General features: G+C 64.0%; 12 protein-coding genes. 7 read left to right on the plus strand and 5 right to left on the minus strand.

What is annotated here, in order from left to right; all coding sequences use genetic code 11:
* Positions 1 to 87: 87 nt before the first annotated feature.
* Together ABD919_RS23640 and ABD919_RS23645 are read left to right on the plus strand one after the other, a co-directional pair.
* A complete protein-coding gene (locus ABD919_RS23640; RefSeq protein ID WP_345238570.1) occupies positions 88 to 690 on the plus strand; it encodes a TetR/AcrR family transcriptional regulator in 603 nt (200 codons plus the stop codon).
* 66 nt (positions 691 to 756) lie between these two features.
* The gene (locus tag ABD919_RS23645) at positions 757 to 1,686 is read left to right on the plus strand and encodes an alpha/beta fold hydrolase (RefSeq protein ID WP_345238571.1); all 930 of its coding nucleotides are present in this window, start codon (positions 757 to 759) and stop codon (positions 1,684 to 1,686) included.
* A gap of 402 nt (positions 1,687 to 2,088) precedes the next feature.
* On the opposite strand, the gene ABD919_RS23650 is transcribed toward ABD919_RS23645, so the two are convergent.
* Positions 2,089 to 3,087, minus strand: a complete 999-nt coding sequence (locus tag ABD919_RS23650; RefSeq protein WP_345238572.1) for a J domain-containing protein — start codon at positions 3,085 to 3,087, stop codon at positions 2,089 to 2,091.
* 21 nt (positions 3,088 to 3,108) lie between these two features.
* Positions 3,109 to 4,008, minus strand: coding sequence for a histone deacetylase family protein (locus ABD919_RS23655; protein ID WP_345238573.1), 900 nt, complete (start codon positions 4,006 to 4,008; stop codon positions 3,109 to 3,111).
* Positions 4,009 to 4,984: 976 nt separating this feature from the next.
* On the opposite strand from ABD919_RS23655, the gene ABD919_RS23660 reads away from it, so the two are divergent.
* The 5 genes from ABD919_RS23660 (at position 4,985) to ABD919_RS23680 (ending at position 13,566) form a co-directional block, all read left to right on the plus strand.
* Positions 4,985 to 6,271 carry a PcfJ domain-containing protein gene (locus tag ABD919_RS23660; protein ID WP_345238574.1) on the plus strand — a complete coding sequence of 429 codons (1,287 nt, stop codon included), beginning with the start codon at positions 4,985 to 4,987 and terminating at the stop codon, positions 6,269 to 6,271.
* 132 nt (positions 6,272 to 6,403) lie between these two features.
* A complete protein-coding gene (locus ABD919_RS23665) occupies positions 6,404 to 7,930 on the plus strand; it encodes a TROVE domain-containing protein (protein ID WP_345238575.1) in 1,527 nt (508 codons plus the stop codon).
* A 1,060-nt stretch (positions 7,931 to 8,990) separates the two neighbouring features.
* Positions 8,991 to 10,391: an RtcB family protein gene (locus tag ABD919_RS23670; protein ID WP_345238576.1), complete on the plus strand. Its 1,401-nt coding sequence runs from the start codon at positions 8,991 to 8,993 to the stop codon at positions 10,389 to 10,391.
* A 259-nt stretch (positions 10,392 to 10,650) separates the two neighbouring features.
* Complete coding sequence (locus tag ABD919_RS23675) at positions 10,651 to 12,081, plus strand: RtcB family protein (RefSeq protein WP_345238577.1); 1,431 nt, start codon at positions 10,651 to 10,653, stop codon at positions 12,079 to 12,081.
* Positions 12,082 to 12,150: 69 nt separating this feature from the next.
* A complete protein-coding gene (locus ABD919_RS23680) occupies positions 12,151 to 13,566 on the plus strand; it encodes a hypothetical protein (RefSeq protein WP_345238578.1) in 1,416 nt (471 codons plus the stop codon).
* 70 nt (positions 13,567 to 13,636) lie between these two features.
* Here the strand turns inward: ABD919_RS23680 and ABD919_RS23685 are convergent, their stop codons facing one another.
* From ABD919_RS23685 to ABD919_RS23695, 3 genes are all read right to left on the minus strand, one after another.
* Complete coding sequence (locus tag ABD919_RS23685) at positions 13,637 to 16,534, minus strand: DUF4394 domain-containing protein (protein ID WP_345238579.1); 2,898 nt, start codon at positions 16,532 to 16,534, stop codon at positions 13,637 to 13,639.
* Positions 16,535 to 16,856: 322 nt separating this feature from the next.
* Positions 16,857 to 21,392 (minus strand): DUF4394 domain-containing protein, encoded by a 4,536-nt coding sequence (locus ABD919_RS23690; protein ID WP_345238580.1) that lies wholly within the window; start codon positions 21,390 to 21,392, stop codon positions 16,857 to 16,859.
* Between the two features lie 223 nt (positions 21,393 to 21,615).
* Complete coding sequence (locus ABD919_RS23695) at positions 21,616 to 23,727, minus strand: T9SS type A sorting domain-containing protein (protein ID WP_345238581.1); 2,112 nt, start codon at positions 23,725 to 23,727, stop codon at positions 21,616 to 21,618.
* Positions 23,728 to 24,051: the final 324 nt, after the last annotated feature.

Genomic DNA, 24,051 nt, shown 5'->3' on the forward strand with positions numbered 1-24,051 from the left:
ACAATGAATTCAAGGTGCCAAGACAAGTAGAAGGGAACTTACTTACTAGTTAGTAAGTAAAATAAATTCCCTTACCTTTGGCCCGTTATGGCAAGCATAAACGCTCCCAACGCCCCCGCTCTGGTACCCGACACCCGGACCCGCATTCTGGACCTGGCCGAAAGCCTGCTGCTGGCCCGCGGCTTCAATGCCTTTAGCTACCAGCACATTGCCCGCGAGCTCAACATCAAGCCGGCGGCCATTCACTACCATTACCCCAGCAAAGACGACCTGGGCACGGCCATTGTGAGCCGGCAGCTGCGCCGCCTGCGCAAGTGGCGCGACCTGCCCCGCGTAACCGACCTCCGGCCCAACCAGCAGCTGGAAGCCTTGTTCGCCGTGTACGATACCCATCTGAAGCAGAACATCCGGGTATGTCTGTTCGGGGCCCTGGCAGCCGACTTCCAGACCCTGCCCGCGCCCATGCAGCAGGAGCTGCGCACCTTCAACCGGGAGCTGACGGAGTGGGTAGCCGAGGTGCTGGCGGCCGGGCGCGCCACCCAGACCATCCGATTCGTCGGCAGCCCCGCGGCCAAGTCGGCCCAGCTGCTGACCACCCTGGCCGGGGCCCTGCAAGCCGCCCGCGTGCACGACGAGACGCCCTTTCAGCTTATCGTCGGCCAGCTGCGGCTGGAGCTTTTTCCTGCCTGATTAGCGCCTTTCGTTGCGTCCCAGCCTTGGCCTGCTGCCCTTGGTTCACCTTTCATCCCCTTTGCCATGACCAACACCTATTCGCCGGCCCATGAGCTGTTCAAGGCCACCGAGAAAAGTGCCGCCTCATCATCGGTGCGCTACCCTTCGCCGCCCCCGGCGCTGCGCTGGCTGCGGCTGCAGTTTAAGGTGCTGGGCCGCCTGGCGCCCGAGCTGGCCTTCCGGCTGCAGTGGAAGCTGTTCTGCACGCCCCGCCGCCTGCCGGTGAAGTCCTGGGAAGGGCCCGCCCTGGCCGGGGCCCGCCGCCGCACGGTATCCAACTCAACCGGCCCGGTACAAGTGTATGAGTGGGGGGCAGCGGATGCCCCCGCTGTGGTGCTGGTGCACGGCTGGGAGCACCGGGCGTCGTTCTGGCACGCCTGGGTGCCGCCGCTGCTGGCGGCCGGCTACCGCGCCGTGGCCCTGGATGGCCCCGCTCACGGCGCTTCGGCCGGCCGCATGGCCACGCTCACCACCTTTGGCAGCGCCGTGGAGGCCGTGCTGGGCACGGCAGGAGAGGTTCAGGCCATCGTAGCCCACTCCTTCGGGGCGGCCGTGGTGGCCGGCCTCCCGGTGCAGCTGCCCGGCAATGCCCCTTTGCCCCGTCTGGTGCTGCTGAGCGCGCCCGAAAGCCCCCGGGAGGTGGCCAGGCGCTTTGCCCAGCTGCTGCAGCTGCCGGTGCCGAAAACGGTGGCCCGCTTTGCCCGCCACATCCACGAATACACCGGCCGCGAAGCCGACTCCTTTGCCATTGCTGCCGGCGGCCCCACGCTAGGTGCCGAACAGATTATGCTGCTGCACGACGAGCACGACGCCATTGTGCCCTTCCACGAAAGCCTGCAGATTGCCGCCGCCTGGCCGCAGGCCGTGCTGTGCCCCACCCGCAGCCTGGGCCATAACCGCATTCTGCGCGACCCGGATGTGGTGCGTAAAGCGGTGGAGTTTATCAGGCACTGAGTTGTCAGTTGTCAGTTGTCAGTTGTCAGTTGTCAGTTGTCAGTTGTCAGTTGTCAGTTGTCAGTTGTCAGTTGAACGCAATAGGTATATAGAGCAGTATCGTCTTAGGAAGAAGGAAGAACGTCATGCTCATCTGGCCTCTGCTCTTCTAAGCATCGCTACCACGAGATTAAACTCTTTTGACTGGAATTACTGCTGTGGGCAAGATGCTTCGACTCCGCCTTCGGCTCCGCTCAGCATGACGTGCTAAAGACTTTCTCAAAAGTCTGACAACTAACAACTAACAACTTGAAACACGCCAAAGCCGGCACCCCTTCCGCAGTAGAGTACGGAGGGTGCCGGCTTTTTCACGAGTGATAAGTCGAATACGATGCGGACGGCTGTCAAACGGAGCCCGGGCGCTTAAATTGTTTCGTGGCCTTCGGCGGCCAGGGTGCGCAGCACCTCGCGGATGCCTTCGGGCTCGCGCATGAGCTGCGCTACGTGCTGCAGGTAGTCGGCCTCGGCGCGCAGGTGGCGCTTTAGCTGGCGCAGCTCGGCCTCCTGCTTTTTACCGGTGCTGCCGGCAAAGCCATTGGGGCCGTACTTGAGGGCCTGCAGCTGCAGCTTGAGCTCGGTTTGCTGCTGTTGCAGGGCTTTGGTGAAGCTCATCAGTACTTCCTCCGTGTCGGTATCGTTGGGGCCCGTCTCGGCCAGCAGCTGCAGCAGGGTGTACAGGTCGTTGGCCTCGTAGGCTTCGGTGATGCGCTGCATTCGCGCCGTCTTTTGCTGCTGCAGGGCGGGGTCGCGCTCCAGGTCGGGGTGGTTGGCACGGGCCAGCTGCCGGTACACCGATTTGGTGTTGGAAAGCAGGCGCTGCTGCTCCTGATAGGCAGCCTGCTCGGCCGCTTCCTGGGCTTTTTGGGCTTTGGACTTGCGACGGGCCCGGGCCTGGGCCGCGGCCTGCTCATGCGGGAGGAGGTGGGGGTCGACGGGTTCCGGCGCTGGGGTTTCCTGCCTGGTTTCCGGCTGGCCTGCGCTAGCCGAGCCATAACGCTGCAGCACCTCCGCCTCGTCTTCGCCAAACCGGTCCTGCAAGGCCCGGGCATTGCCCAGAATAAACTCCGTAAGCTGCCGGTGCTCGGCCCGGCTGAAGTAGGGCAGGAGCAGGGCATTTTCCAGCGGGGCATACAGGGCCCGCCGTGCCGCTACCACCGTGCCTGCCACCGGCCCCACCTGCTGCCAGTACCGCCGGCGCGCCTCGGCCTGCTCGGCCCGCAGGCTGTGCAGCTGCTCCCGCAGGCTTTCTACCGCCAGAATGGCCTGGCGGAAAGCCTGGGCGGCGGGGGTGCCCGGGGACTGCTGCCCGGTGGTAGCCGGCACCTGAATCGGGTCGGGGTGGGCGGAATCTTGCTTGCTCATACTCCTCAAAAGTACGGCGGCTTACCAGAGGGAAAAGGCCACGCGGAACGTGTTGCAGTGGGCATCCACGATGTCGGCCAGGCGCTCGGAGTAGCCCCCGCCCATGCTCACGGCCACCGGAACCTGCCGGTCTTTGCACAGGCCGAGCACGAATTCGTCGCGCTGCCGGCAGCCGACCGGGCTGAGGGCCAGCTTGCCCAGCTTGTCCGTCGCCAGCACATCCACGCCGGCCTGGTAGAAAATGAAATCGGGCTGCACCCGGGTTAGCAGCGCCGGCAGCGTGTCGGTCAGCAAGGCCAGGTAAGTGGCATCGTCCATGCCCAGGGCCAGCTCCAGGTCGAGGTCCGATTTTTCCTTGCGCAGCGGGTAGTTGGCGCCGGCGTGCATGGAGAAAGTAAACACCCGCGGCTCCTGCTGGAAGATGGCGGCCGTGCCATCGCCCTGGTGCACGTCTAAATCCACAATCAGAATTTGCCGGGCCAGGCCGTTGGCCAGCAGGTGGGCGGCGGCAATGGCCTGGTCGTTGAGCACGCAGAAGCCTTCGCCGCGGTCGGCAAAAGCGTGGTGGGTGCCACCGGCCAGGTTTAGCCCTATGCCATCCTGCAGGGCCCGGCGGGCCGACTGCAGCGTGCCTGCGCTGCTGCTCAGCGAGCGCAGCACCAGCTGGGGGCTTTGGGGCAGGCCCAGGCGCCGCACTTCGGCGGCCGACAGCTGCTGCTCGCGCACCTTGTACCAGTATTCCGGGGTATGCACCCGCAGAATATCAGCTTCGGCGCAAAGTCCGGGGTCGTAGAAATCGGTTTCACTGGCGATGCCCTGCCAGAGCAGCTGCTCTTTAATCAGCTGGTACTTGGCAATGGGAAAGCGGTGGCCGGCTGGCAGAGTGAGGGTGTAGCGGTCGGAAGTAGCAAGACAGGGCATAGACGGGGTATAGCAGAAACAAAGCGAGCCAATCAGTCTGCAAAGCTTCCTTACAAATAAAAGTTGCAACAACTAATTAGGAGACTAACGTAAAAGCCAGAAAAAAGCCTTGGTAACTACTTAGACGAGGTTTTGCCGCAGCTGCAATTGCTAATTGCCTGCCTGAAAAGGAATAGCAGAAAAAATTATCTTCAAAAAAATTAGAAAATAATTTGCTCGTTAAAAATTATTCTTCAACCTTTGTCGCATCAAAACCACATAACTATGTACCGCCACAACTTCAACCTGCAAAAATCGGAAAGCATGCTGCCGGATTGGCAGCGTTGGCTCGGTACAAGTCTATAGGTTCAGAACCACCTGAATCTGGATGCAGCCCGGGCCCGCAAGCTCGGGTTTTTTGTTTTAAGTCGTTGTTCTTAACTGCTTAAACTCAATCATCCCATGCCAATCAGCAGCTTCATCTTCCTGCCCAAGCAAAGCCAGCGCCGGCCGAATTATGGCCCCCAGGATTGGTATGCCCGGGATTTTCTTTTTTACTGGTAGACGCGGATAGTACCTGCGTTAATTAGCAAATAGGAAAAGCCCGGCCTGTAAAAAGCCGGGCTTTTTTATTTCTGTTTCGGATAAAAAATTAATTTTTATCTGCCTGGGAGAGGTGCGTCTAATTCATAGTAAATAATTAGCGCAGTTCGGATAAGATTTAGCATTTGTTAAGTCGTTTTTACCGGAAGTTAATTCAAATCTTACGCTCTTTTTTTCTTCGCGTCATGCTGTTCTCAATGAATTTACAACGGCTCAACTACAGGCGCCTCGATAGTGCGCTTCGGGCCGGTACTCCGCCCTGGGGGTCGGTGCTGGCAGGCTTTCACCTGCTGGGTAAGCTATTGAAATTGAACGCGTCGCCCTTGATTTTTCTGGTGACGCATCCTCCTCACGTATTTTCTCTCTTGCAGGCCACTGCGGGAATTAATAAATCATGTCTAACCGAAATAAATCCTTGTCTCCGGCTGCGCTGGAGCGGGAGCGGGCAATGGCCGCGCTGGCCGGACACGTAAGCCGCCACAAATGGTCGCAAGCCCGCCTGATTAGCTACCTCTTTTCCTTTGATACGCCCCGTGTACTTTATGATGAAGTAGGGCCGCGCTCCGGACTGGCCGAGCTGTACGTGCAGTGCGTGCTGGGCCGGCCTAAGGCCGAGCGGGAGTTCACCAAGAAAGTACTGCTGGAGCTGGCCGGCAAGCGCACCGAACTGCTGGCGCGCACCGAGCTAAACAAGCCGCTGGGGCAGGTAATTGCCAACTACAAGTACCGGCGCCGCGACCTTGCCGGCTGGAGGCCTGCCAGCAAAAACCCCTTCCGACAGCTCGAAAGCCTGGTGCGTCACCTCTTCGACGAGTACGGCGACGTGCCGGCCTGGGTGATAAACACCTGGACCGAAGCGCAGGCCGACGACGATGGCATAAACACCATCGACCTGACCCTGCACCTGGGCCAGGGGCGCTCCCTGCGCAGCTTCCCGGGCCTGCCGCTGCCCCTCAGCAAAAAGCTGGAGCACTACATGCGCCAAGCCCCCGGGGGCTGCACCTTCCGCGAAGCCCTGCGCTACGCCCAGCTGGCCAGCCGCGACGCGCTGGAATGGCTGGGGCCGGTGCTGGAGTCGCGCCTGGGCCGCGAGAAAATTCAGGACGACAGCTTCTGGATGAGCGTGGTGGACTTCTTCCGGGCCACGCCCCTGGTCGATGCTCAGCACTTCGGGCCGGTGTGCGACTGGATTTACTTCAAGCGCAGCGTGGGCACGGCCACCGAGCCGGCCCAGCCCAACTTCTCGCTGAAAGGACGCAGCATGGCCAGCGTGCTGGCTTACACGGCCGCCTGGCACCGCCAGCAGGCCCGCGAAAGCCGGTACGACCCCTACGGCTACGAGTCGGCTACCTGGCCCGGCCTGCCCGTGGCCGACTTTGTGGGCGGCGTGGGCGACCTGGTGCGCATCACGCAGCTGACCAGCTACCGGCAGCTGCAGGAGGAGGGCCGCCGCCTCGGCCACTGCGTGGCTTCCTACTGGTTTTCCTGCCAGCGGGGCCGCTGCGGCATCTTCTCCCTCACCATGGGCGGCACCCGCTGCCTGACACTGGAAGTAAGTAAAAACTACACCGTGGTGCAGGCCCGCGGCAAATACAACCGCTCCATGAACGAGCAGGAGCAAAAGTGGGTGCTGGACTGGCTTGAAGCTGCCCGCCTCAGCCTGTCCAAGCACGTGGCTTAAGATTCCGGGCTTCCGGCAACGCGGTTTCCAGTAGCTGGTTGGATGATACCTAATCAACGAATCAGAAACCAGCATCCAGAACCCATATCAACTAATTAACAGACTGCCTATCGGCTCAAAACGTTTATCCTTATGCGCTTCAACTTCTTCACCCGTAACAGCCTGCCCGATACGGTAAACCACGAGGGGGCTGCCGCTTACACCCTCACGCCCCAAATGGAGCTTTACGCCGCAGTGGCTACCGCGGCCCTGGGCGAGCAGTTCTACGAAACGGCCGACACCCGCTTGCAGCGCCTGCGCGCGCTGGTGGCGAAAAACGACCCCCGCTTCGTAGCTCAGCTGGCGGTGTATGCCCGCGAGCGGCTCTACCTGCGCTCGGTGCCCCTGGTGCTGGCCGTGGAGCTGGCCCGGGTGCACAACGGCGACAGCCTGGTGGCCCGCCTGGTAGCCCGGGTGGTGCAGCGTGCCGACGAAATCACGGAGCTGCTGGCCTGCTACGCCCAGGCCAATGCCCGCACCGGGCCCAAAGTGCTGGGCCGCCTTTCCAAGCAGCTGCAGCGCGGCCTGGCCGAAGCCTTCAACCGCTTCGATGGCTACCAGCTGGCCAAGTACGACCGGGAAGGCGCGGTACGCCTGCGCGACGCCCTGTTCCTGGTGCACCCCAGCGCCAAGAACGAGGCCCAGCAGGCCCTGTTCGACCAGCTGGTGCGCGGTGAGCTGCCCACGCCCTACACCTGGGAAACCGAGCTGTCGGCCCTGGGGCAGCTGAGCTACGCCACCCCCAAGGCCCGCGAAGCAGCCTTCCGCCACAAGTGGGAGGAGCTGATTGGCAGCGGCAAGCTGGGCTACATGGCCTTGCTGCGCAACCTGCGCAACATCCTGGAAGCCCAGGTGTCGGCCGATGCCATTGGCCAGGTCTGCGCTACGCTTACCGACCGGTTTGCGGTGGCCCGCAGCAAGCAGCTGCCCTTCCGCTTTCTGGCCGCCTACCGGGAGGTGAAAAGCCTGAGCGGCGGGCCGGTGGCGGCAGTGCTGGCGGCCCTGGAGCAAGCCATTGCCCACAGCGCCGCCAACCTGCAGGGCTTCGGCCACGACACCCGCGTGGTAGTAGCCTGCGACGTGTCGAGCTCCATGCAGCAGCCCATCTCGGCGCGCAGCAAAGTGCTGCTCTACGACGTGAGCCTGGTGCTGGGCATGCTGCTGCAGAGCCGCTGCCGCAACGTCGTCACCGGCATGTTCGGCGATACGTGGAAGCGCATCAGCCTGCCCCAGGGGCCGGTGCTGCGCAACGTGGAGGAGTTCTACCGCCGCGAAGGCGAGGTGGGCTACAGCACCAACGGCTACCTGGTGCTGCGCGACCTGCTGCTGCGCCGGGAGGTGGTCGACAAGGTAATGCTGTTTACCGACGTGCAGCTGTGGAACAGCAGCGGCGACGGTGGCACCCTGGCCCAGGAGTGGGCCCGGTACCGCCGCAAAGTGGCGCCGCAGGCCCGCCTCTACCTCTTCGACCTGGCCGGGCACGGCAGCACTCCGCTCGACGTTCGCGCCGAGGACGGCGTGGCCCTCATTGCCGGCTGGTCGGATAAAGTGTTCGACGTGCTGGCCGCCCTGGAAAATGGCGGCTCGGCCCTGACGGAAATCGAGAAAATAGAGCTCTAAGCTCTGCGGCGCGGCCGGGCAATAAAGCGGAACCCCCGGCCGCTAAACAACCAATCAAACCGGTGCCGTAGCTGAGGCATGCTTCGCTACCAAGGGTAGAAGTTTGAATACTTCGGGAGCCCGGCGCCTATTGCCCGGATTGTAAGGTTTACCTCACTTAAATAAAGCTGGCACTGCTTATGCAAATACCAGCCGAAACCTTTGGGAAGATGGCTGCCCAGCCTGGGTAGTCATCGGCCGGGACGGGACCACCACGGTGGCCCGTTCCATTCCGGCCGGCTCATTTCTACTCTACAGGTGCCGTAAGCGGGCGTTACTTCGCTTGGTGAAAGTTCAGCTTTTTTGGAAGCTGCTACTCGGGTTCGATTCCCCCTCCGCGGCCCCGGCTGCGGTTGACAACGCCGGCTGTCTGTTGCCCTGTAGTGGAATGAAAAGGCCAATAGTTAACTCTAGCGGGTGCCGTAAGGAAGCGTTACTTCGGATTCTGGGGGTCGAGGGTTCGAGTCCCTCCGGGCTTCTGCCCAGAAGCCCGCAGCTCAGGGGTAGAGCGCCAGAAAAAGTCGCTCCTGCTTGTTGCCCCGCTTTTTTTCTACTCCAGTCCGGGTGTCGTAGCCCGGCCATACTTCGCACTCTTAATGCCCAGGTCGCGGGTTCGAATCCCGCCGGCAGCTGCCCCCGGGCGGCGGCCGTAGCTCAGCCCGGTAGAGCAGGATATGGAGGCCGGGCGCCAGTTGCCCCGGGCTGGATTTTTACTGCTGCCGGATGCCGTAGGCCCGCGCTACTCCGACCTGTCTAGTCGGGCCCTGTGCCCGTATCGTGGGCCGGCTGTTGCTCCGGTATTTTTTTGAATAAGACGGCCGGTGCCGTAGCGCCGCCATACTTCGTTTGGGACGATGGGGCCGCAGGTTCGAGTCCTGCCCGTAGGTGAAAGCCGGCGGTAGCTCAGCTGGTTAGAGCACATATGTGGGCGGCGCGCCTCATTGCCCGGTCTGCTTATTCTTTTTTTTCAACAACGAGCAGGACATGCTTTAGCCGTTCTGACCGTGCATTCATCACCGTTATGGCCAACTTACTACGTGGCAACGACCTGCGCCAGCTGGGATTTCCCGAAGGCCGCGCCATTGGGCTTGCCCTGGCCCAGCTGCAGCGCAAGCATTTAAAGAAACTCTCCAAAACCGACCAGATTGCATTGCTGGGCCAGATTCTGGCTGCGCCCAAAGACTTCCTCACCCACCTCGACTGGAGCCATACCGCGGCGGCCCTGCTGCCCCCGCCCAGCCGCCACATTGGCCTGGCCGAACGCAAGGACTACGCCGTGTTCGGGGCCGAGCACATCGAGCCCGGCGCCATTCACCAGATGGAAACCGCTATGAAGCTGCCGGTGACGGTAGCCGGGGCCCTGATGCCCGACGCCCACCACGGCTACGGCCTGCCTATTGGCGGCGTGCTGGCGGCCGACAATGCCGTGATTCCCTACGCTGTGGGCGTGGACATCGGCTGCCGCATGGCTTTGTCGCTGTTCGACCTGCCGCCGGCGTATATGGAGCAGCGCACCCAGGAGCTCCGGAAAATCCTGCTCGACAACACCCGCTTCGGCAACCGCGACGGCTTCCAGCACGGGCGCAAGCTGGGCCACGAAGTGCTGGAGCGCGACGAGTTTGCCAGCATTCCCTTCCTGAAAAACAAGCAGGCCACGGCGGCGGCTCAGATTGGCACCTCCGGCTCGGGCAACCACTTTGTGGAGTTCGGAATAGTTGATGTTACCACCGAAGCCAACGAGCTGGGCGTGCCCGTGGGCCAGTACGTGGGCGTGCTCTCGCACTCCGGCTCGCGGGGCCTGGGGGCGAGCGTGGCCAACCACTACACCAAGCTGGCCATGGAGCAGTGCACCCTGCCGGCCGAAGCGCGCTACCTGGCCTGGTTGGGCCTCGACACCGAGCTGGGGCAGGAGTACTGGGCGGCCATGAACCTGGCCGGCGACTACGCCTCGGCCTGCCACGCCCAGATTCACCAGCGCCTGGCCAAGGCGCTGGGGCAGCGCCCGCTGGCGAAAGTGGAAAACCACCACAACTTCGCCTGGAAGGAAACCCTGGCCGATGGCCGCGAGGTCATCACCCACCGCAAGGGCGCCACCCCGGCCGGGGCGGGCGTGCTGGGCATCATCCCCGGCTCGATGACGGCCCCGGGCTTTATCGTGCGCGGCCGGGGCGTGGCGGCCTCCCTGGCCTCCGCCTCCCACGGCGCCGGCCGGCTTATGTCGCGCACCCGCGCCAAGGCCGAGCTGGGCGAAGCGGAAGTGCGCCGGCACCTAGCCGCCCACGGCGTGGAGCTGATTGGCGGCGGGCTGGATGAGGCACCCATGGCCTACAAGGACATCCACACCGTGATGGCCAGCCAGCAGGAGCTGGTAGACGTGCTGGGCTCGTTCACGCCGAAAATCGTGCGCATGGATGGGGCGTGATGCATTTTGAATCAGTAGAAGCAAAACTGAACGTCATGCTGAGCGGAGCCGAAGGCGAAGCATCTCTACCGCAGCAGTAATTCAATCGAAAGGATTTACTCTCGTGGTAAAGATGCTTCGACAAGCTCAGCATGACGTTCTGCTTTGTTGCTAGGATAATTTTCTAAATGCCCCAACCGTAATGGTTGGGGCTTTTTTGTGCGGATAACATCCCCCTGCGGGGGCGCGTACAGGTATTTCCCACCCTTTCCACCTCGTTATGTCTAATCAGCTGCGCGGCAACGACCTCCGCAAAATCGGCTTTCCCGAAGGGGCCGCCATAACCCGGGCCCTGGATATTCTCAGCCAGCGGGAGTTCCGCAAGCTGGACAAGGGCAGCGCCCTGGCCCTGCTCAAGCAAATCAAGGACGACCCGTTCAAGTACGTGCGCGACGAAAACTGGCGGCCCGTGGCCGAGGAGCTGGTGCCCCAGCCCTCGCGCGAAGTCGACCTCAACCCGGCCATTAAAGACTACCGCCGCTACGGCGAAGACTTTATCGAAGACGGCGCCCGCAAGCAGATGGACGTGGCCATGACCCTGCCCATCACCATCGACGGGGCCCTGATGCCCGATGCCCACCAGGGCTACGGCCTGCCCATCGGCGGCGTATTGGCCGCCGACAATGCCGTGATTCCCTACGGCGTGGGCATGGACATCGGCTGCCGCATGGCTTTGTCGGTGTACGAGCTGCCGCCGGCTTTCCTGGAGCAGCGGCGGCAGGAGCTGCGCAAGATGCTGCTCGAAAACACCAAGTTCGGCAACAAGGAAGTGCACAAGAAAACCAATGTGGACGACCCCATCTTCGACCGGCCCGAGTTCCGGCAGATTGGCGTGGCCCGCGCCAAGCTCGACTCGGCCGTGGCCCAGCTGGGCTCCTCGGGCTCGGGCAACCACTTCGTGGAGTTCGGGGTGGTCGACATTACCGACCCTAGTAACGACCTGAAGCTGCCCCTGGGGCAGTACCTGGGCGTGCTTTCGCATTCCGGCTCCCGAGGGCTGGGGGCGGCCATTGCCCAGCACTACACCAAGCTGGCTATCGACAAGTGCAGCCTGCCGCCCCAGGCCCGCTACCTGGCCTGGCTGGGCCTCGACACGGCCGAAGGCCAGGAGTACTGGGCGGCCATGAACCTGGCCGGCGACTACGCCTCGGCCTGCCACCACGACATTCACAAGCGTATGAGCAAGGCCCTGGGGGAGAAGCCCCTGGCCCAGGTCGAAAACCACCACAACTTCGCCTGGAAGGAAACCCTGGCCGACGGGCGCACGGCCATTGTGCACCGCAAGGGCGCCACGCCGGCCGGGCAGGGTGTGCTGGGCATCATCCCCGGCTCGATGACGGCCCCCGGCTTTATCGTGCGCGGCCGCGGCGAGCGGGACTCCCTGCAGTCGGCCTCCCACGGGGCGGGGCGCCGCCTTTCGCGCACCCAGGCCAAATCCCAGATAGGAGAAGGCGAGCTGCGCCGGCAGCTGCGCGACCACGGCGTGGAGCTGATTGGCGGCGGACTCGACGAAGCACCCGCGGCCTACAAAGACATTCACCAGGTAATGGCTCACCAGCGCGACCTGGTGGACGTGCTGGGCTCCTTCACCCCGAAAATCGTGCGCATGGACGCCGGCGGCAGCGGCAAGAGCCGGCACGGCGGGGAGTAGGCGAGGCCATCCGGCAGGTAAATTTCCGGGGAAAGATGGCCATATTTGCCGTTCATACTTTTCTACCGAATGAGAGGATTCCAGCTGATTGGGCTGCTGGCCTTGCTTTGCTTCGCGGCCAATGCGCAGGAGTACTACCTGAGCTTAGACCAGCAGACGCTCAGCGTCAAGAACCGGAATGTGGTTGTAGAGCGGGTGGTGGATGGCCGCAAGGGAAACCCTCCACTCGGAGTGGCTTTTATTGGCATGAACAATAAGGCCGCCGCCATAAAATTCCGTTATGGCCTTGAGCCGGCGCTGACTTCGTTTGTGCAGTCGCAGCTGCGGGCCCGCCCCACCGATAAGCCGGTGGTGCTTTGCCTGCGGGAGCTGCAAGTAAGGGAAACGCGCGACCTGATGCGGGGCACCGGGGAGGCCGAACTGGTGGCCGACGTCTACCTGCGTCTGCCTGACGGGTATCATTTCGTACAGCAGGTGGGCGCAGTTGCCGAGCCTTATCGGGGGTTGGACGTGACGGACTACCACGCCGTGCAACTGGCGGAGGTGCTGCGCCTATGCTTGGAGCAGCTGGGCAGAGCCGACTGGGAAGCCGCTGCCAGGCAGCCCGCCCGTACACTAGCAGAACTGCCGGCAGAGCTTCCTCGCGCGGAGGTGGGCAGCAGGAATCGGTTGGTTCCCGAAATTTTAAATACGGCCCCACGCAAGGGTATATTCTATACGTTCGAGCAGTTTCTGGCCAACCGTCCGGAGACGCTTGCTGGCCTGCGGCTAGACACGGTGTCGCGCTGGTTCAGCAGCCGCTTGGCAAAAGAGAAGTGGTACATGGTAGCCCGGGTACGCCCCATGCACCTATCCGGAGGGAAAGAGGTGCCGCTTGGAAACTCTGTCTGGGGTTTCTCGGATGGGCAGAGCCTGTACGTGCAGCACAATAAGCACTTTTATCCACTGGTGAGGCAGGGCAGCTTCTTCACCTTTGTTGGCGAAGCACCTATGGACCAGACCTACCGCGTGCTGAGGTCCGAAGCAGGGAACATGGGAGCTGCCGGGATGATAAATGTCGCGGGCGCGGTAGACCATACCGGGGAGCCGATGGCCTATGCTATTGACATGCGCACCAGTAAAATAGCACCTTATGCCAATCTGAAGGCTCCCTCCCGTATCGATACCGCTTACGTGTACGTGTACCTGCCCGTGCAGGCATCTGGCAGCAGGCCGGTGAAGGTGTACTTAAACGACCAGGAAGTAAGCGTGCTGCAGCCCGGCAGCTACCTGGAGCTGCCCTGGCCTTACCATTCTATGCCCATGCGCCTGTGCCTGGGCGGTCTGGCCATTCACAACCCCTGCCAGTACCTGGTGCCTAATACCGCCCAGCTCAATTATCTGAAAGTAAACCCGGGCCACCCGTCTGCTCCGTGGCAGTGGGTACCAGCCAGCCAAGGCGAAGCCGACCTGGACGAGCTCGACAAGCTCAAAAAGCAGCGCTAGGCTTATAATTTGAACAGTAAAAAAGCCCCGGCTATGGAGCCGGGGCTTTTCCGTACAAGTAGGAGTGGGTTTATTCCACTACCAGGCGCTTGCTGATGGTGCCGTTTGCCGTTTTGGCCAGCACGGAGTAGACGCCGGGGGCGAGCTGGTCCAGGGGCAGGGCCAGGGCCTCAGTCGCGCCGGCGGGCAGGGTACGGGTCAGCACCACGCGGCCCAGGTTGTCGAGCACCTGCACCGGGGTGGCCTGCTGCCCGCGCAGGGCCTGGGGCAGCAGCAGCGTAGCCGAGCCGTGGGCCGGGTTGGGGTACACGCTGGCCAGGGCGGCCAGCTCGGCCGGGGCAGTGGCCAGCACGCGCACCTGCGGCGAGAACACCAGGGCGTAGCGGCCGGCGGCCGGCGCGCTGGCGTCGAGGCGCAGGCTGAGCGCACTGCTGCTGCTCAGGTCGGTGTAGGCGCCGGTGAGAGCGTCGCGCAGGTAGGCGCGGTAGTTGGCGGGCAGGTTCCGCAGCGCATCTACGCGCAGGGTGTAGGTGCCGGTGCGGGCCACGGCCAGGCGCAGGGGCAGCACCATGTCGGCCCCCGTCAGGGCCGGCTGGCCGTTGATGGCCAGCAGCTCGCTGCCGGCTTCGGTGGCCAGGGTCAGGCCGTGGCTGCCGGGCAGATAGGCGGCATCGAAGGGTGCATCGAAGGCCGCCGTAGCACCTTGTTCAAAGTACACCACGGCCTGGGTGCTGGCCGTGGCGCTGCTCAGGGACAACGCCAGCTGGGGGCGCTGGTCGTTGCTGCGCTGGAAGGCCTGGTTGACGTAGGTGGTGGGCCGCTCGTCGTTGGAGAAGGTGATGCTGCCGGAGGCGCCTGGGGCGCTGGTGCGCACAAAGAAGCCCTGGCCCAGCGGCAGGATGTTGCTACCCCCGTTGGCGGCCATGCCGTTGATGTAGCTGGCGTAGGAGCCCGTGTACTGGCCGCTGCTCTTGAACACGTACAGCGCCGGCTCGATGTTGGTGAGGCGGCCGTTGCTAATCATCAGCTGCCAGTCGATAGGCGAGGGGTAGGGGTTGCCGCGCAGGTGCCAGCCGCTCTGGGGCAGGCTGCCCCGGCCCAGCCCGCTCGCGGTGCGCAGGCCATTGTTGAGGGTGCCCACAAAGTCGACGGTGGCGCTGGCGCCGATGTTGACGGTGTAGCCGCGGGTAACTTCCAGCGCGTCGGAAAGGGCGCTGGGGGAGAAGTAGCCCCGGTCGAAGTCGTTGGTCCCAACGCCCGTGGTAGTGCTCACGCGGGCCTGGTCGTAGCCGAACACGTTGGGGAAGGGCATCACGTTGTTGGGCGTGGGGGCGGCGTTAAAGGCCGGGTTCACCACGGGCGTGAAGCCGGTGGTGGCCAGGTCGGCCACCGTGCTGCCGCTCACTGGCGCAGAGTAGTGGCGGTAGCCCAGGCCCGCGTTGCGGCTGGGGTCGATGTAGCGCTGTACGGTGGTGGCGCCCACAACCTCCCCGGTGATGTTTACCACCTGGGCTGTGCCCGCGGCATCGGATAGCAAGGTGAAGGTCTGTCCGGTCACGGTCAGGTTGCCGTAGAGCACCAGCAGCTTACGCACGGCGGCCGGCGCCGCCAGGGTCACGGCCGGGGCCAGCTGGGCCGTGCCCGTGCCGATGTACAGGTTGGGGAATACGGTCATCGACGAGCCGCCAATGGTCTGGGCCGTGTTCAAATCCAGAATAACGGTGCCATTGCCGGCGCCGCTGCCTACCAGCGTGCCGCCGTTGTTGGTCCAGTTGCCGCCGGCAATCAGGGTGCCGCCATCGGCAAGGGTGAGCACGGCGCCAGCGGCAAGCGTTACGGCCCGCACCTGCTGGGGCATGGAAACCAGGGGCTGGTTGGGGGTGCCGCCGGGAACAACGATGTCGTTGGGCAGGGCCGGCACAATGGCGGGCGTCCAGTTGGCCGCGTTGCGCCAGTCGCTGCTTACGCTGCCATTCCAGGTAATGGTGGGAATGACGGCGAGGGCTACGGCCAGGTCGCGGATTTCAAAGTTGACGAGGGTGCTGGCCGGCACGGTGTTGCCGAGCTGCGTGGCCAGGCCCGTGCTCAGGTCGAGGCGGTAGGTGTTGCTGGCCCGGCTGCCGTTGGACCGTACGGCCGTCACCTCCGTCAGGTAGCCCACGTTGGTGTTGGTGCTGGGGTTGTAGTAGATGTCCAGGCCCAGGTCGGTGGGCTGGCCCACGCTGTAAGTGCCCGGCGAGCTGCCCCCGGTAACCACAAACTGCATGGTGCTTTGAATGGTGAGGGTACCGGCGTTGGGCGGGCTCTGAATCGAGAGCAGGCCGTTGTTGAGGTAGTCGATGTCGTAGAGCGTGGTGCTGGGGCTGCCCACGAAGGAGTTGGTATAGGCCACGGTGCTGATGCCGGGGTCGGCGGGGCTGCCGCCGCTGTAGCTGAGCGCGCCATCGGTGGCGGCAATGCTGCCATCGTTGGGATTGAGGCGGTAATTGGCGTCGTTGCTGCTCGTTACGCGGATACGGTCTACGGTGGGGTTAAAGTCGAAGCCAATTCGTTCGGCGGCCCCCCCCAGCTGCAGGCGGACGGCCGAGCCAACGGGCGTGACGGTGTTCAGGCCCGGGTCCAGAATATACAGCTGGGCATTGGGCGTGGGGTTAGGCAGGCTCGCATCGTAGCCCAGGGCGTAGAGCAGGTTGTTGGCGGGACGGTAGTCGATGCCCACCAGGGTCTGCCCGGCCGTGACGCCGCTGATACGAACCGGGGCCAGGGTATTGGATGCGCCGGTATTCGGGTCGATGCGAATCAGGCCCTGCGAGCCCACCGGCTCCCCCCGGAAGTTGGGTCCGGTGATGGTGCCGAGGCCAAAAATAGTCTGGGCGGAGGCCGAGAGCGAAAGCAGGCCCAGCAGGAGCAGGCAGCTCCAGATACGGCGGGCCCAGGCTAATGGGATGGTCAGTAGAGTAGTTTTCATATGATTGGGTAGGGTAAAAATGCGTCTTGAGCCCGCTCCCGTCGGGCGGCAGGCCTGTGTACGTGTTCAAGTTACAAAAAGTGGGGCAGTTACGGCGTCGAACACCTACCGTAAAGCAGTGGCCTTGTTGCAACCCAGGTAAAAAGAGTGGCGGTACTGACAAGACGGGGCCTTCACTATGGCCATGGCGGGACTTACACCCTCTTACTTGTACTGGAAGACGCCATTAAATCTTTCTCCCGTATCAATAGCAGCAAAAAAGGCCCGCCGTCCGACCAAAGTCGAACAGCGGGCCTTTTTTCGGTCGGTACTGGCTAGTCGCCTATTCCACTACCAGGCGCTTGCTGACGGTGCCGTTTGCCGTTTTGGCCAGCACGGAGTAGACGCCGGGCGCCAGCTGGTCCAGGGGCAGGGCCAGGGCCTCAGTCGCGCCGGCGGGCAGGGTGCGGGTCAGCACCACGCGGCCCAGGTTGTCGAGCACCTGCACGGGCGTGGCAGCTGCACCGCGCAGGGCCTGGGGCAGCAGCAGCGTAGCCGAGCCGTGGGCCGGGTTGGGGTACACGCTGGCCAGCTGCGCCAGCTCGGCCGGGGCCGTGGCCAGCACGCGCACCTGCGTCGTGAAGAGCAAGGCGTAGCGGCCGGCGGCACCAAGCTGTACCGACACCACGGGCGTGGCGCTCAGGTCGGTGTAGGCGCCGGTGAGGGCGTCGCGCAGGTAGGCGCGGTAGCCGGCGGGCAGGTGACGCAGCGCATCCACTTGCAGGGTGTAGCTGCCGGCCGAGGCTGCGCTCAGGCGCAGCGGCACCAGCACGTCGGCCCCGCTCAGTGCCGGCTGCCCATTGATGGCTACCGCTTCACTGCCTACTTCCGAAGCCAGCATCAGGCCGCTGGGAGCGGGCAGGGCGGCGGCGTCAAAGGCCGCGTCGAAGGCGGGCGTAGCCCCACGCTCGAAATACACCACGGCCTGCGTACGGGCCGTGGCTGTACCCAGGCTTAGCGTCAGCTGCGGACGGGTATCGGCGGCGGTGCGCTGGAAGGCCGTGTTGTCGGCCGTGGTGATGCGCTCCTGGTTGGTGAAGGTGATGCTGCCGGTGGTGCCGGGGGCGCTGGTGCGCACGAAGAAGCCCTGGCCCAGCGGCAGCACGTTGCTGCCGCCGTTGCTGCCCATGCCGTTGATGTAGCTGGCGTAGGAGCCGCTGTACTGGCCGCTGCTCTTGAACACGTACAGGGCGCTTTCCATGTTGCTCAGGCGGCCGTTGCTAATCATCAGGTTCCAGTCGAGCGGCGAGGGGAAGGGGTTGCCGCGCAGGTGCCAGCCGCTCTGGGGCAGGCCGCCCCGGCCCAGCCCGCTGGCCGTGATGGGCGTGGCGCCGTTGTTCAGCGTGCCGGTGAAGTCGACCAGCGCGCTGGCGTTGATGTTGACGGTGTAGCCGCGGGTTACTTCCAGCAAGTCAGAGAGGGCGCTGGGCGAGAAGTAGCCGCGGTCGAAGTCATCCGTGCCCATGCCGGTGGTGGTGGTCACGCGGGTCTGGTCGTAGGCAAACACGTTGGGGAAGGGCATCACGTTGTTGGGCGTGGGCGCGCTGTTGAAGGCGGGGTTCACCACGGGCGTGAAGCCGGCGGTAGCCAAGTCAGCTACGTTGCTGCCGCTTACCGGCGAGGAGTAATGGCGGTAGCCTGGCCCGGCATTGCGGCTGGGGTCGATGGCGCGCTGTACGGTGGCCGTGCCCATGAGCATGGCGCTGGCGCCGTTATTCACCACGTAGGCCGTGCTGGCCGGCGTCGAGAGCAGGGTAAACGACTGGCCCGTCCCCACGGTCAGGGTGCCGTTCAGGGTCAGGGCGCGCTGAATGGCGACCGGGCCGCCGGTGCTGGCCGCGGCCGTGCCGGTGGTCAGGTTGGGGAAGGTGGAGAGGCTGCTGCCGCCGATAACGGCGTTGGTGCCGGTCAGGGCCAGGGTGCCCGTGCCGCTGCCCATTACGCTGCCGCCGTTGTTGGTGAAGTTGCCGCCCACGCTCAGCGTGCCGCCGTTGGCCAGGGTCAGCATGGCGCCCGTGGTCAGGGTGACGAAGCGGGCCTGCTGGGCGTTGCTTACCGTGGGCTGGTTGGGCGTACCGCCGGGAATGGTGACGTCGCTGTTGGCCATGGGCACCATGTTGGGCGTCCAGTTGGCGGCCGTGCCCCAGTCGCTGCTCACGCTGCCGTTCCAGGTCAGGGCGTTGCCGGCCATGATGAAGGCCGCCAGGCCGGTTACATTCGAGCCCTGGCCGATAAGGCCGTTGTTGCTCACCGTAGCCGAGCCGCCCCCAATGCCGTTGATGGTGTACAGGTTGTCGTTGGCGCTGGCTGCCGAAGCCGCCGTGGCAACGAAGCCGGTGTTGGTGGTCGTGTTGGGCGTGTTGTAGATGTCAAAGTCGGCGCCGGTCGTCACGCCGCCCGCGGTTACGGGCGTGCCCGCCGAGCCTACCACGCCCCCGTTGGGGTTGGTCACCTGGAAGTACTGCCCGCTGTTCGAATCGAACACGAACTGCATCGTGGTGTTGGCCGAGCTCTGGTTGTTGGTGTAGGCCGCGGCCGAGTAGGTACCGGCCTGGCCGTTGAGGTTGGGGTCGGTGCTGGCAATGGCGCCGTTGTTGGGGTTGAGGCGGTAGTTGGCGTTGTTGGACGCCACCACCCGGATGCGGTCCACGGTGGGGTTGAAGTCGAAGCCTACCTGCGTGGTGCTGCTGCCTAGCTCCAGACGAATGGCCGCGCCCACGGCTGTCAGGTTGCCCGTCGTCAGGTTCACGCTGTACAGCTGGGCGTTGGCGGCAGGGCCGGCCAGGGTGGGGTTGTAGCCCAGGGCATAAAGGTTGCCATCGGCGGGGCGGAAGTCCACGCCAACTACGGTCTGGCCGGCCGTGATGCCGCCGCCGAAGTTTACGGCCGAGCGAATCACGCTGGGCGTGCTGGAGTCAAACGAAATCAGGCTGCCGCCGGCTACGGCGTACAGCAGCTGCCCGGTTACCGGGCCGGGGTTCATGGCCACCATGGAGGCCGTGGAGAGCATCACCGAAATGTCGCGCACGCTGATGCCCATGCCAATCATGCCCAGGTCGGTGGCTACCTGCGGGGTGTTGTTGGTGGGGCTCACCGCGTTCAGCATGTAGAAGCGGCTGGTGTTGGGCATGGCCGCCGAAGCTGCGGCCAGGTAGGGAATATTAGCGCTGCCGTCGAAGTAGATGTCGAAGTCGTTGATGGCGCCAATGGCCCCGCCCGCTCCGGCCCCGTTCACGCCGGTCAGGCTGCGGGAGTTGGTCAGCACCCCATCATTTGGCGGGTTCTGGAAGGAAATCAGTCCCAGGGCATGGTCCAGGGTGTAGAGGCCCGTAGCCGTAGCGCCCACAAAGGAGTTGGTGTAGGCCACGCTGCCCACCGTGGGGCTCTGGCCCGCGCCAGCATCGCCGGCGGCGTAGCTCAGCATGCCGTCGGTGGCCGCAATACCGCCGGTATTGGGGTTGAGGCGGTAGTTCATGTCGTTGGTACCTTCCACCCGGATGCGGTCCACGGTGGGGTTGAAGTCGAAGGCAATGTGCTCGGTGGCGCCGCCCAGCTCCAGGCGAATGGCCGAGCCCACGGCGGTGGCGGCCCCGGTGCTGGGGTTGATGGTATAGAGCTGGGCGTTACTGCCCCCCGTCGCGGCATCGTAGCCCAGGCCAAAGAGCTGGCCGGTGTTGGGGCGGAAGTCGGTGCCTACCAGGGTCTGCCCCGTGGTAATGCCGCTGATGGCCACCACGGTGCGCACCACGCTGGGGTTAGACGAGTCGAAGGAAATCAGGTTGTTCGACGCCGTTACCCCATACACCAGCTGCCCGGTGATGGCCGTCAGCGGGGCCGGGGCCGGAATCGACACGGCAATGTCTTCCACGTTGAAGGGCGAGGTGGCAAAGGCGGGCACGATGTTGCCGCGCAGCGTAGCCTGCCCGGTGCTCAGGTTCAGCGTGTAGAGGTTGCTCGACGAGAGGCCGGCGCCGTTGGCGGCGGTTACTTCCACCAGGAAAGCTTCATCCGTGCCGGGCGTGGTAAAGGCCGAGATGTCCATGTCGATGGCCAGGGGCGAGCCCACGGGGAAAGCCCCGAACATCACCATCAACTCGTTTACCAGCCCACCGGCGTTCGGCGGGTTTTGAATCGACAGAATGCCGCCGTTCAGCTCGTCGAAGTCGTAGAGCGTGGTGTTGCTGCTGGCCCGGTAGGAGTTGGTGTAGGCCACGGCGCCCACGCCGGGGTCGGCGGGCGTACCGTCGAGGTAGTTCAGGTCGCCATCGGTGGCGGCAATGGCGCCGTTGTTGGGGTTGAGGCGGTAGTTTTTGTCGTTGGTGCTCACCACCCGGATGCGGTCCACGGTGGGGTTGAAGTCGAACCCGATGCGGTCGGAAGCCCCACCCAGCTCCAGGCGGATGGCTGCGCCTACGGCCGTGGCAACCCCGGTGCTGGGGTCGAGCGTGTAGAGCTGGGTGTTGGTGGCCGGTGCAGCAGCAGAGCCATTATAGCCCAGGGCAAACAGCTGGCCGGTATTGGGGCGGTAGTCCATGCCCACCAGCTTCTGCCCGGCAGTTACCCCGCTGATGGGAGTGGCCAGACTGGTCGGGCTGCCGTTGGCAGCGTCGATGCTCAGAATCCCTTGCGTGCCAGCCGGTGCCCCCGCCGGGAAGAAAGGATTGCCCGCCGAAACGTTTTGGCTGAGAATGCCCAGGCCATATACCGTCTGGGCCTGCGCATCGGCGGCTCCCAGCAGCAGGGCCAGGCTCGCGGCGGTGCCCAGCAAACGACGGATGCCCCGACGTGCGGTCAGGTGCGAAAGTAAGGGTGTGTGCATGTGGAAAAGGATGTTAGGTAAGAAAAGAAAGTCTGCTTATAGCCGTAGCAGCGGCCGACCATCTACCTACGGAGCGCCCATATCATGTAGATTGCATTAATGCATTTTTAATCGGCGCGGGCGAATGCATTGCCGCTGGGCTTATAGCTGTAGCCAGAAAAACGCGAAAAGCGTCCCCGGCTTTGGTAGCCAGGGACGCTTTTCTTTAGCACGGCCAATAAGCTTATTCCACTACCAGGCGCTTGCTGACGGTGCCGTTCGCCGTTTTGGCCAGCACGGAGTAGACGCCGGGGGCGAGCTGGTCCAGGGGCAGGGCCAGGGCCTCAGTCGCGCCGGCGGGCAGGGTGCGGGTCAGCACCACGCGGCCCAGGTTGTCGAGCACCTGCACCGGGGTGGCTTGCTGCCCGCGCAGGGCCTGGGGCAGCAGCAGCGTAGCCGAGCCGTGGGCCGGGTTGGGGTACACGCTGGCCAGCTGCGCCAGCTCGGCCGGGGCAGTGGCCAGCACGCGCACCTGCGTCGTGAAGAGCAAGGCGTAGCGGCCGGCAGCGCTGCCGGGCGTCAGGTTCAGGGTTGCGGCGGCTGCGGTGCTCAGGTCGGTGTAGGCGCCGGTGAGGGCGTCGCGCAGGTAGGCGCGGTAGCCGGCGGGCAGGTTCTGCAGCGCATCCACTTGCAGGGCGTAGGTGCCGGGGCGGGCCACGGTCAGGCGCAGCGGAACCAGCACTTCGGCCCCCGTCAGTACCGGCAGGCCGTTGATGGACAGCGCCTGCGTACCGGCCAGCGTATTCAGTCCCAGGGCCTGGCCCGGAGCCAGTAGCTCTACGGCATCATACTGGGCGTCGAAGCCAGCGGTGGCAGCGTTTTCAAAGTAAACCGTGGTTTGCACCTGGCTGCTGCCGGAGCCGGCGGGGCTCAGCCCCAGGGTAAGCCGGGGGCGGGTGTCGCCGCCGCGCAGCAACAGCGGCTGGCTGCGGGGCAGTACCCGGGCCGAGTCGGTAAAGGTGAGCGTGCCGGTGGTGTTGGCTGCGCTCACGCGGGCAAAGAAGCCCTGGCCCAGGGCCAGCGTGTCGGAGCCGCCATTGTTGGCGATGCCGTTCACATAGCTGGCGTAGGTGCCGCTGTATTGCCCGCTGCTGCGAAACACATACAGGGCATTGTCGAGCCCCGAGCGTCCGAGCTCGGCCCAGCTGATAGCGGCCGCGTAGGGGTTGCCGGCAAAAAGCCAGCCGCCCTGGGCACTGGTGCTGCGCTGGCTGCTCACCATCACCGGCCCCTGGGTGGGCGTGCCGTTGAAGTCTTCCATCTGCCCGCCGGCAATGTTGACGGTGTAGCCGCGGCCGGGCGCCATGATGTCGCTGGTGGAGTTGGGGGAAAACCAGCCCCGGTCGAAATCAGCGGGCGAGTTACCGGCGGGTACCCGGCTCTGGTCGTAGCCGAACACATTGGGGAAAGGAGTTACGCTCGGGCCCGTGCTGTTGTACTGCGGGTTCACCACCGGCGTAAACGAAGCCGTGGCCAGGTCGCTGATGGGCGCGTCCTGCATGGGCGAGCTGAAGTGGCGGTAGCCCACGCCGGCGTTGGTGCTGGCGCTCACGGGGCGCTGCACCGTCACGGTGCTGCCGCTTAGGCTGCCGCGGATGGGGAGTATGCTGGCCGTGCTTTGGCCCGTAGCCAGCAGCGTCAGGCGCTGCCCGCCCAGGGTGAACACGCCGTTTTGCAGGCGCAGCGTGCCGCGCATGCTCACCGGAGCCGCCAGCGTAACGGTGGTGGGGTTGTTAATGGTCAGGCTGCCTACCTGCCCCGGCAGCGGCTGCAGGGGCGAGCCCGGCAGGGCGCTGGCCGTGCGCTGGGGCGTGCTGCCGTTAAACACGTAGTTGGCTGCCGGGTCGATGCTGTACGCCAGGAACTGCTGAAAGGGCAGCCCCTGGGGGATGGCTATTTCCACAATGGCGCCGGCCCGCAGGTTGTAGGACGTTGGCAGCGGGTCTTCAATGCCGTCGCCATTGGTATCCTGAAACACGGCCCCGTTCACCATGCCGTTCAGGGTTACCTGCAGAATGCCCCCCGATTGGACCTCCAGCCGCTGAATAAACACTTCGTCGTTGACAATAGCCCGTCCGCGGTTCTGAATGACCACCTGCGGGTAGTAGCGGTTCGGGCCCGTTTGCAGGGTTTGGGTGGTGTTGGGTGCCACCGTCACGTTGGCCATTGGCGTCATGGCCCAGGCCGGGCTGGCAAGCAGAAGCAGGAGCAGGAGCAGGGCCGAGAGAAGCTGCAGCCCTACGGGCCGAATGTTTTCTGGGCAGCCCGGGCTGCGCAACGCGGAAAGTTTGCTCATAGAAAGGTAGAGTGGTGAAAGTGAAAAAGTGAATCAGAAAGCCGGCAAAATGCCACGTGCAGGCTTACGAACCGCTTCTTTGCAGGGGTTGCGGCTTCACTGAAAAATCCCACGTTTCAATCGTCGTCCCTCCCAGTTGCTAAGGAATGTACAACTTCTACCTTTAGTTATCTATTGTGCTTAAGTGATTTTTAATTGTAATTTAATGCGTTTCACTGAGCTATAGCCAGCGCTTCAATCTGAAAATCAAAGCGGAGTTCGTCTGGATTGAACGTGCCCCCGCAGTAGGCGGGGAGCCGGCTCTCACTCTCCCGTAGCGCTACT

Source organism: Hymenobacter saemangeumensis, assembly GCF_039541835.1.
Classification (GTDB): domain Bacteria; phylum Bacteroidota; class Bacteroidia; order Cytophagales; family Hymenobacteraceae; genus Hymenobacter; species Hymenobacter saemangeumensis.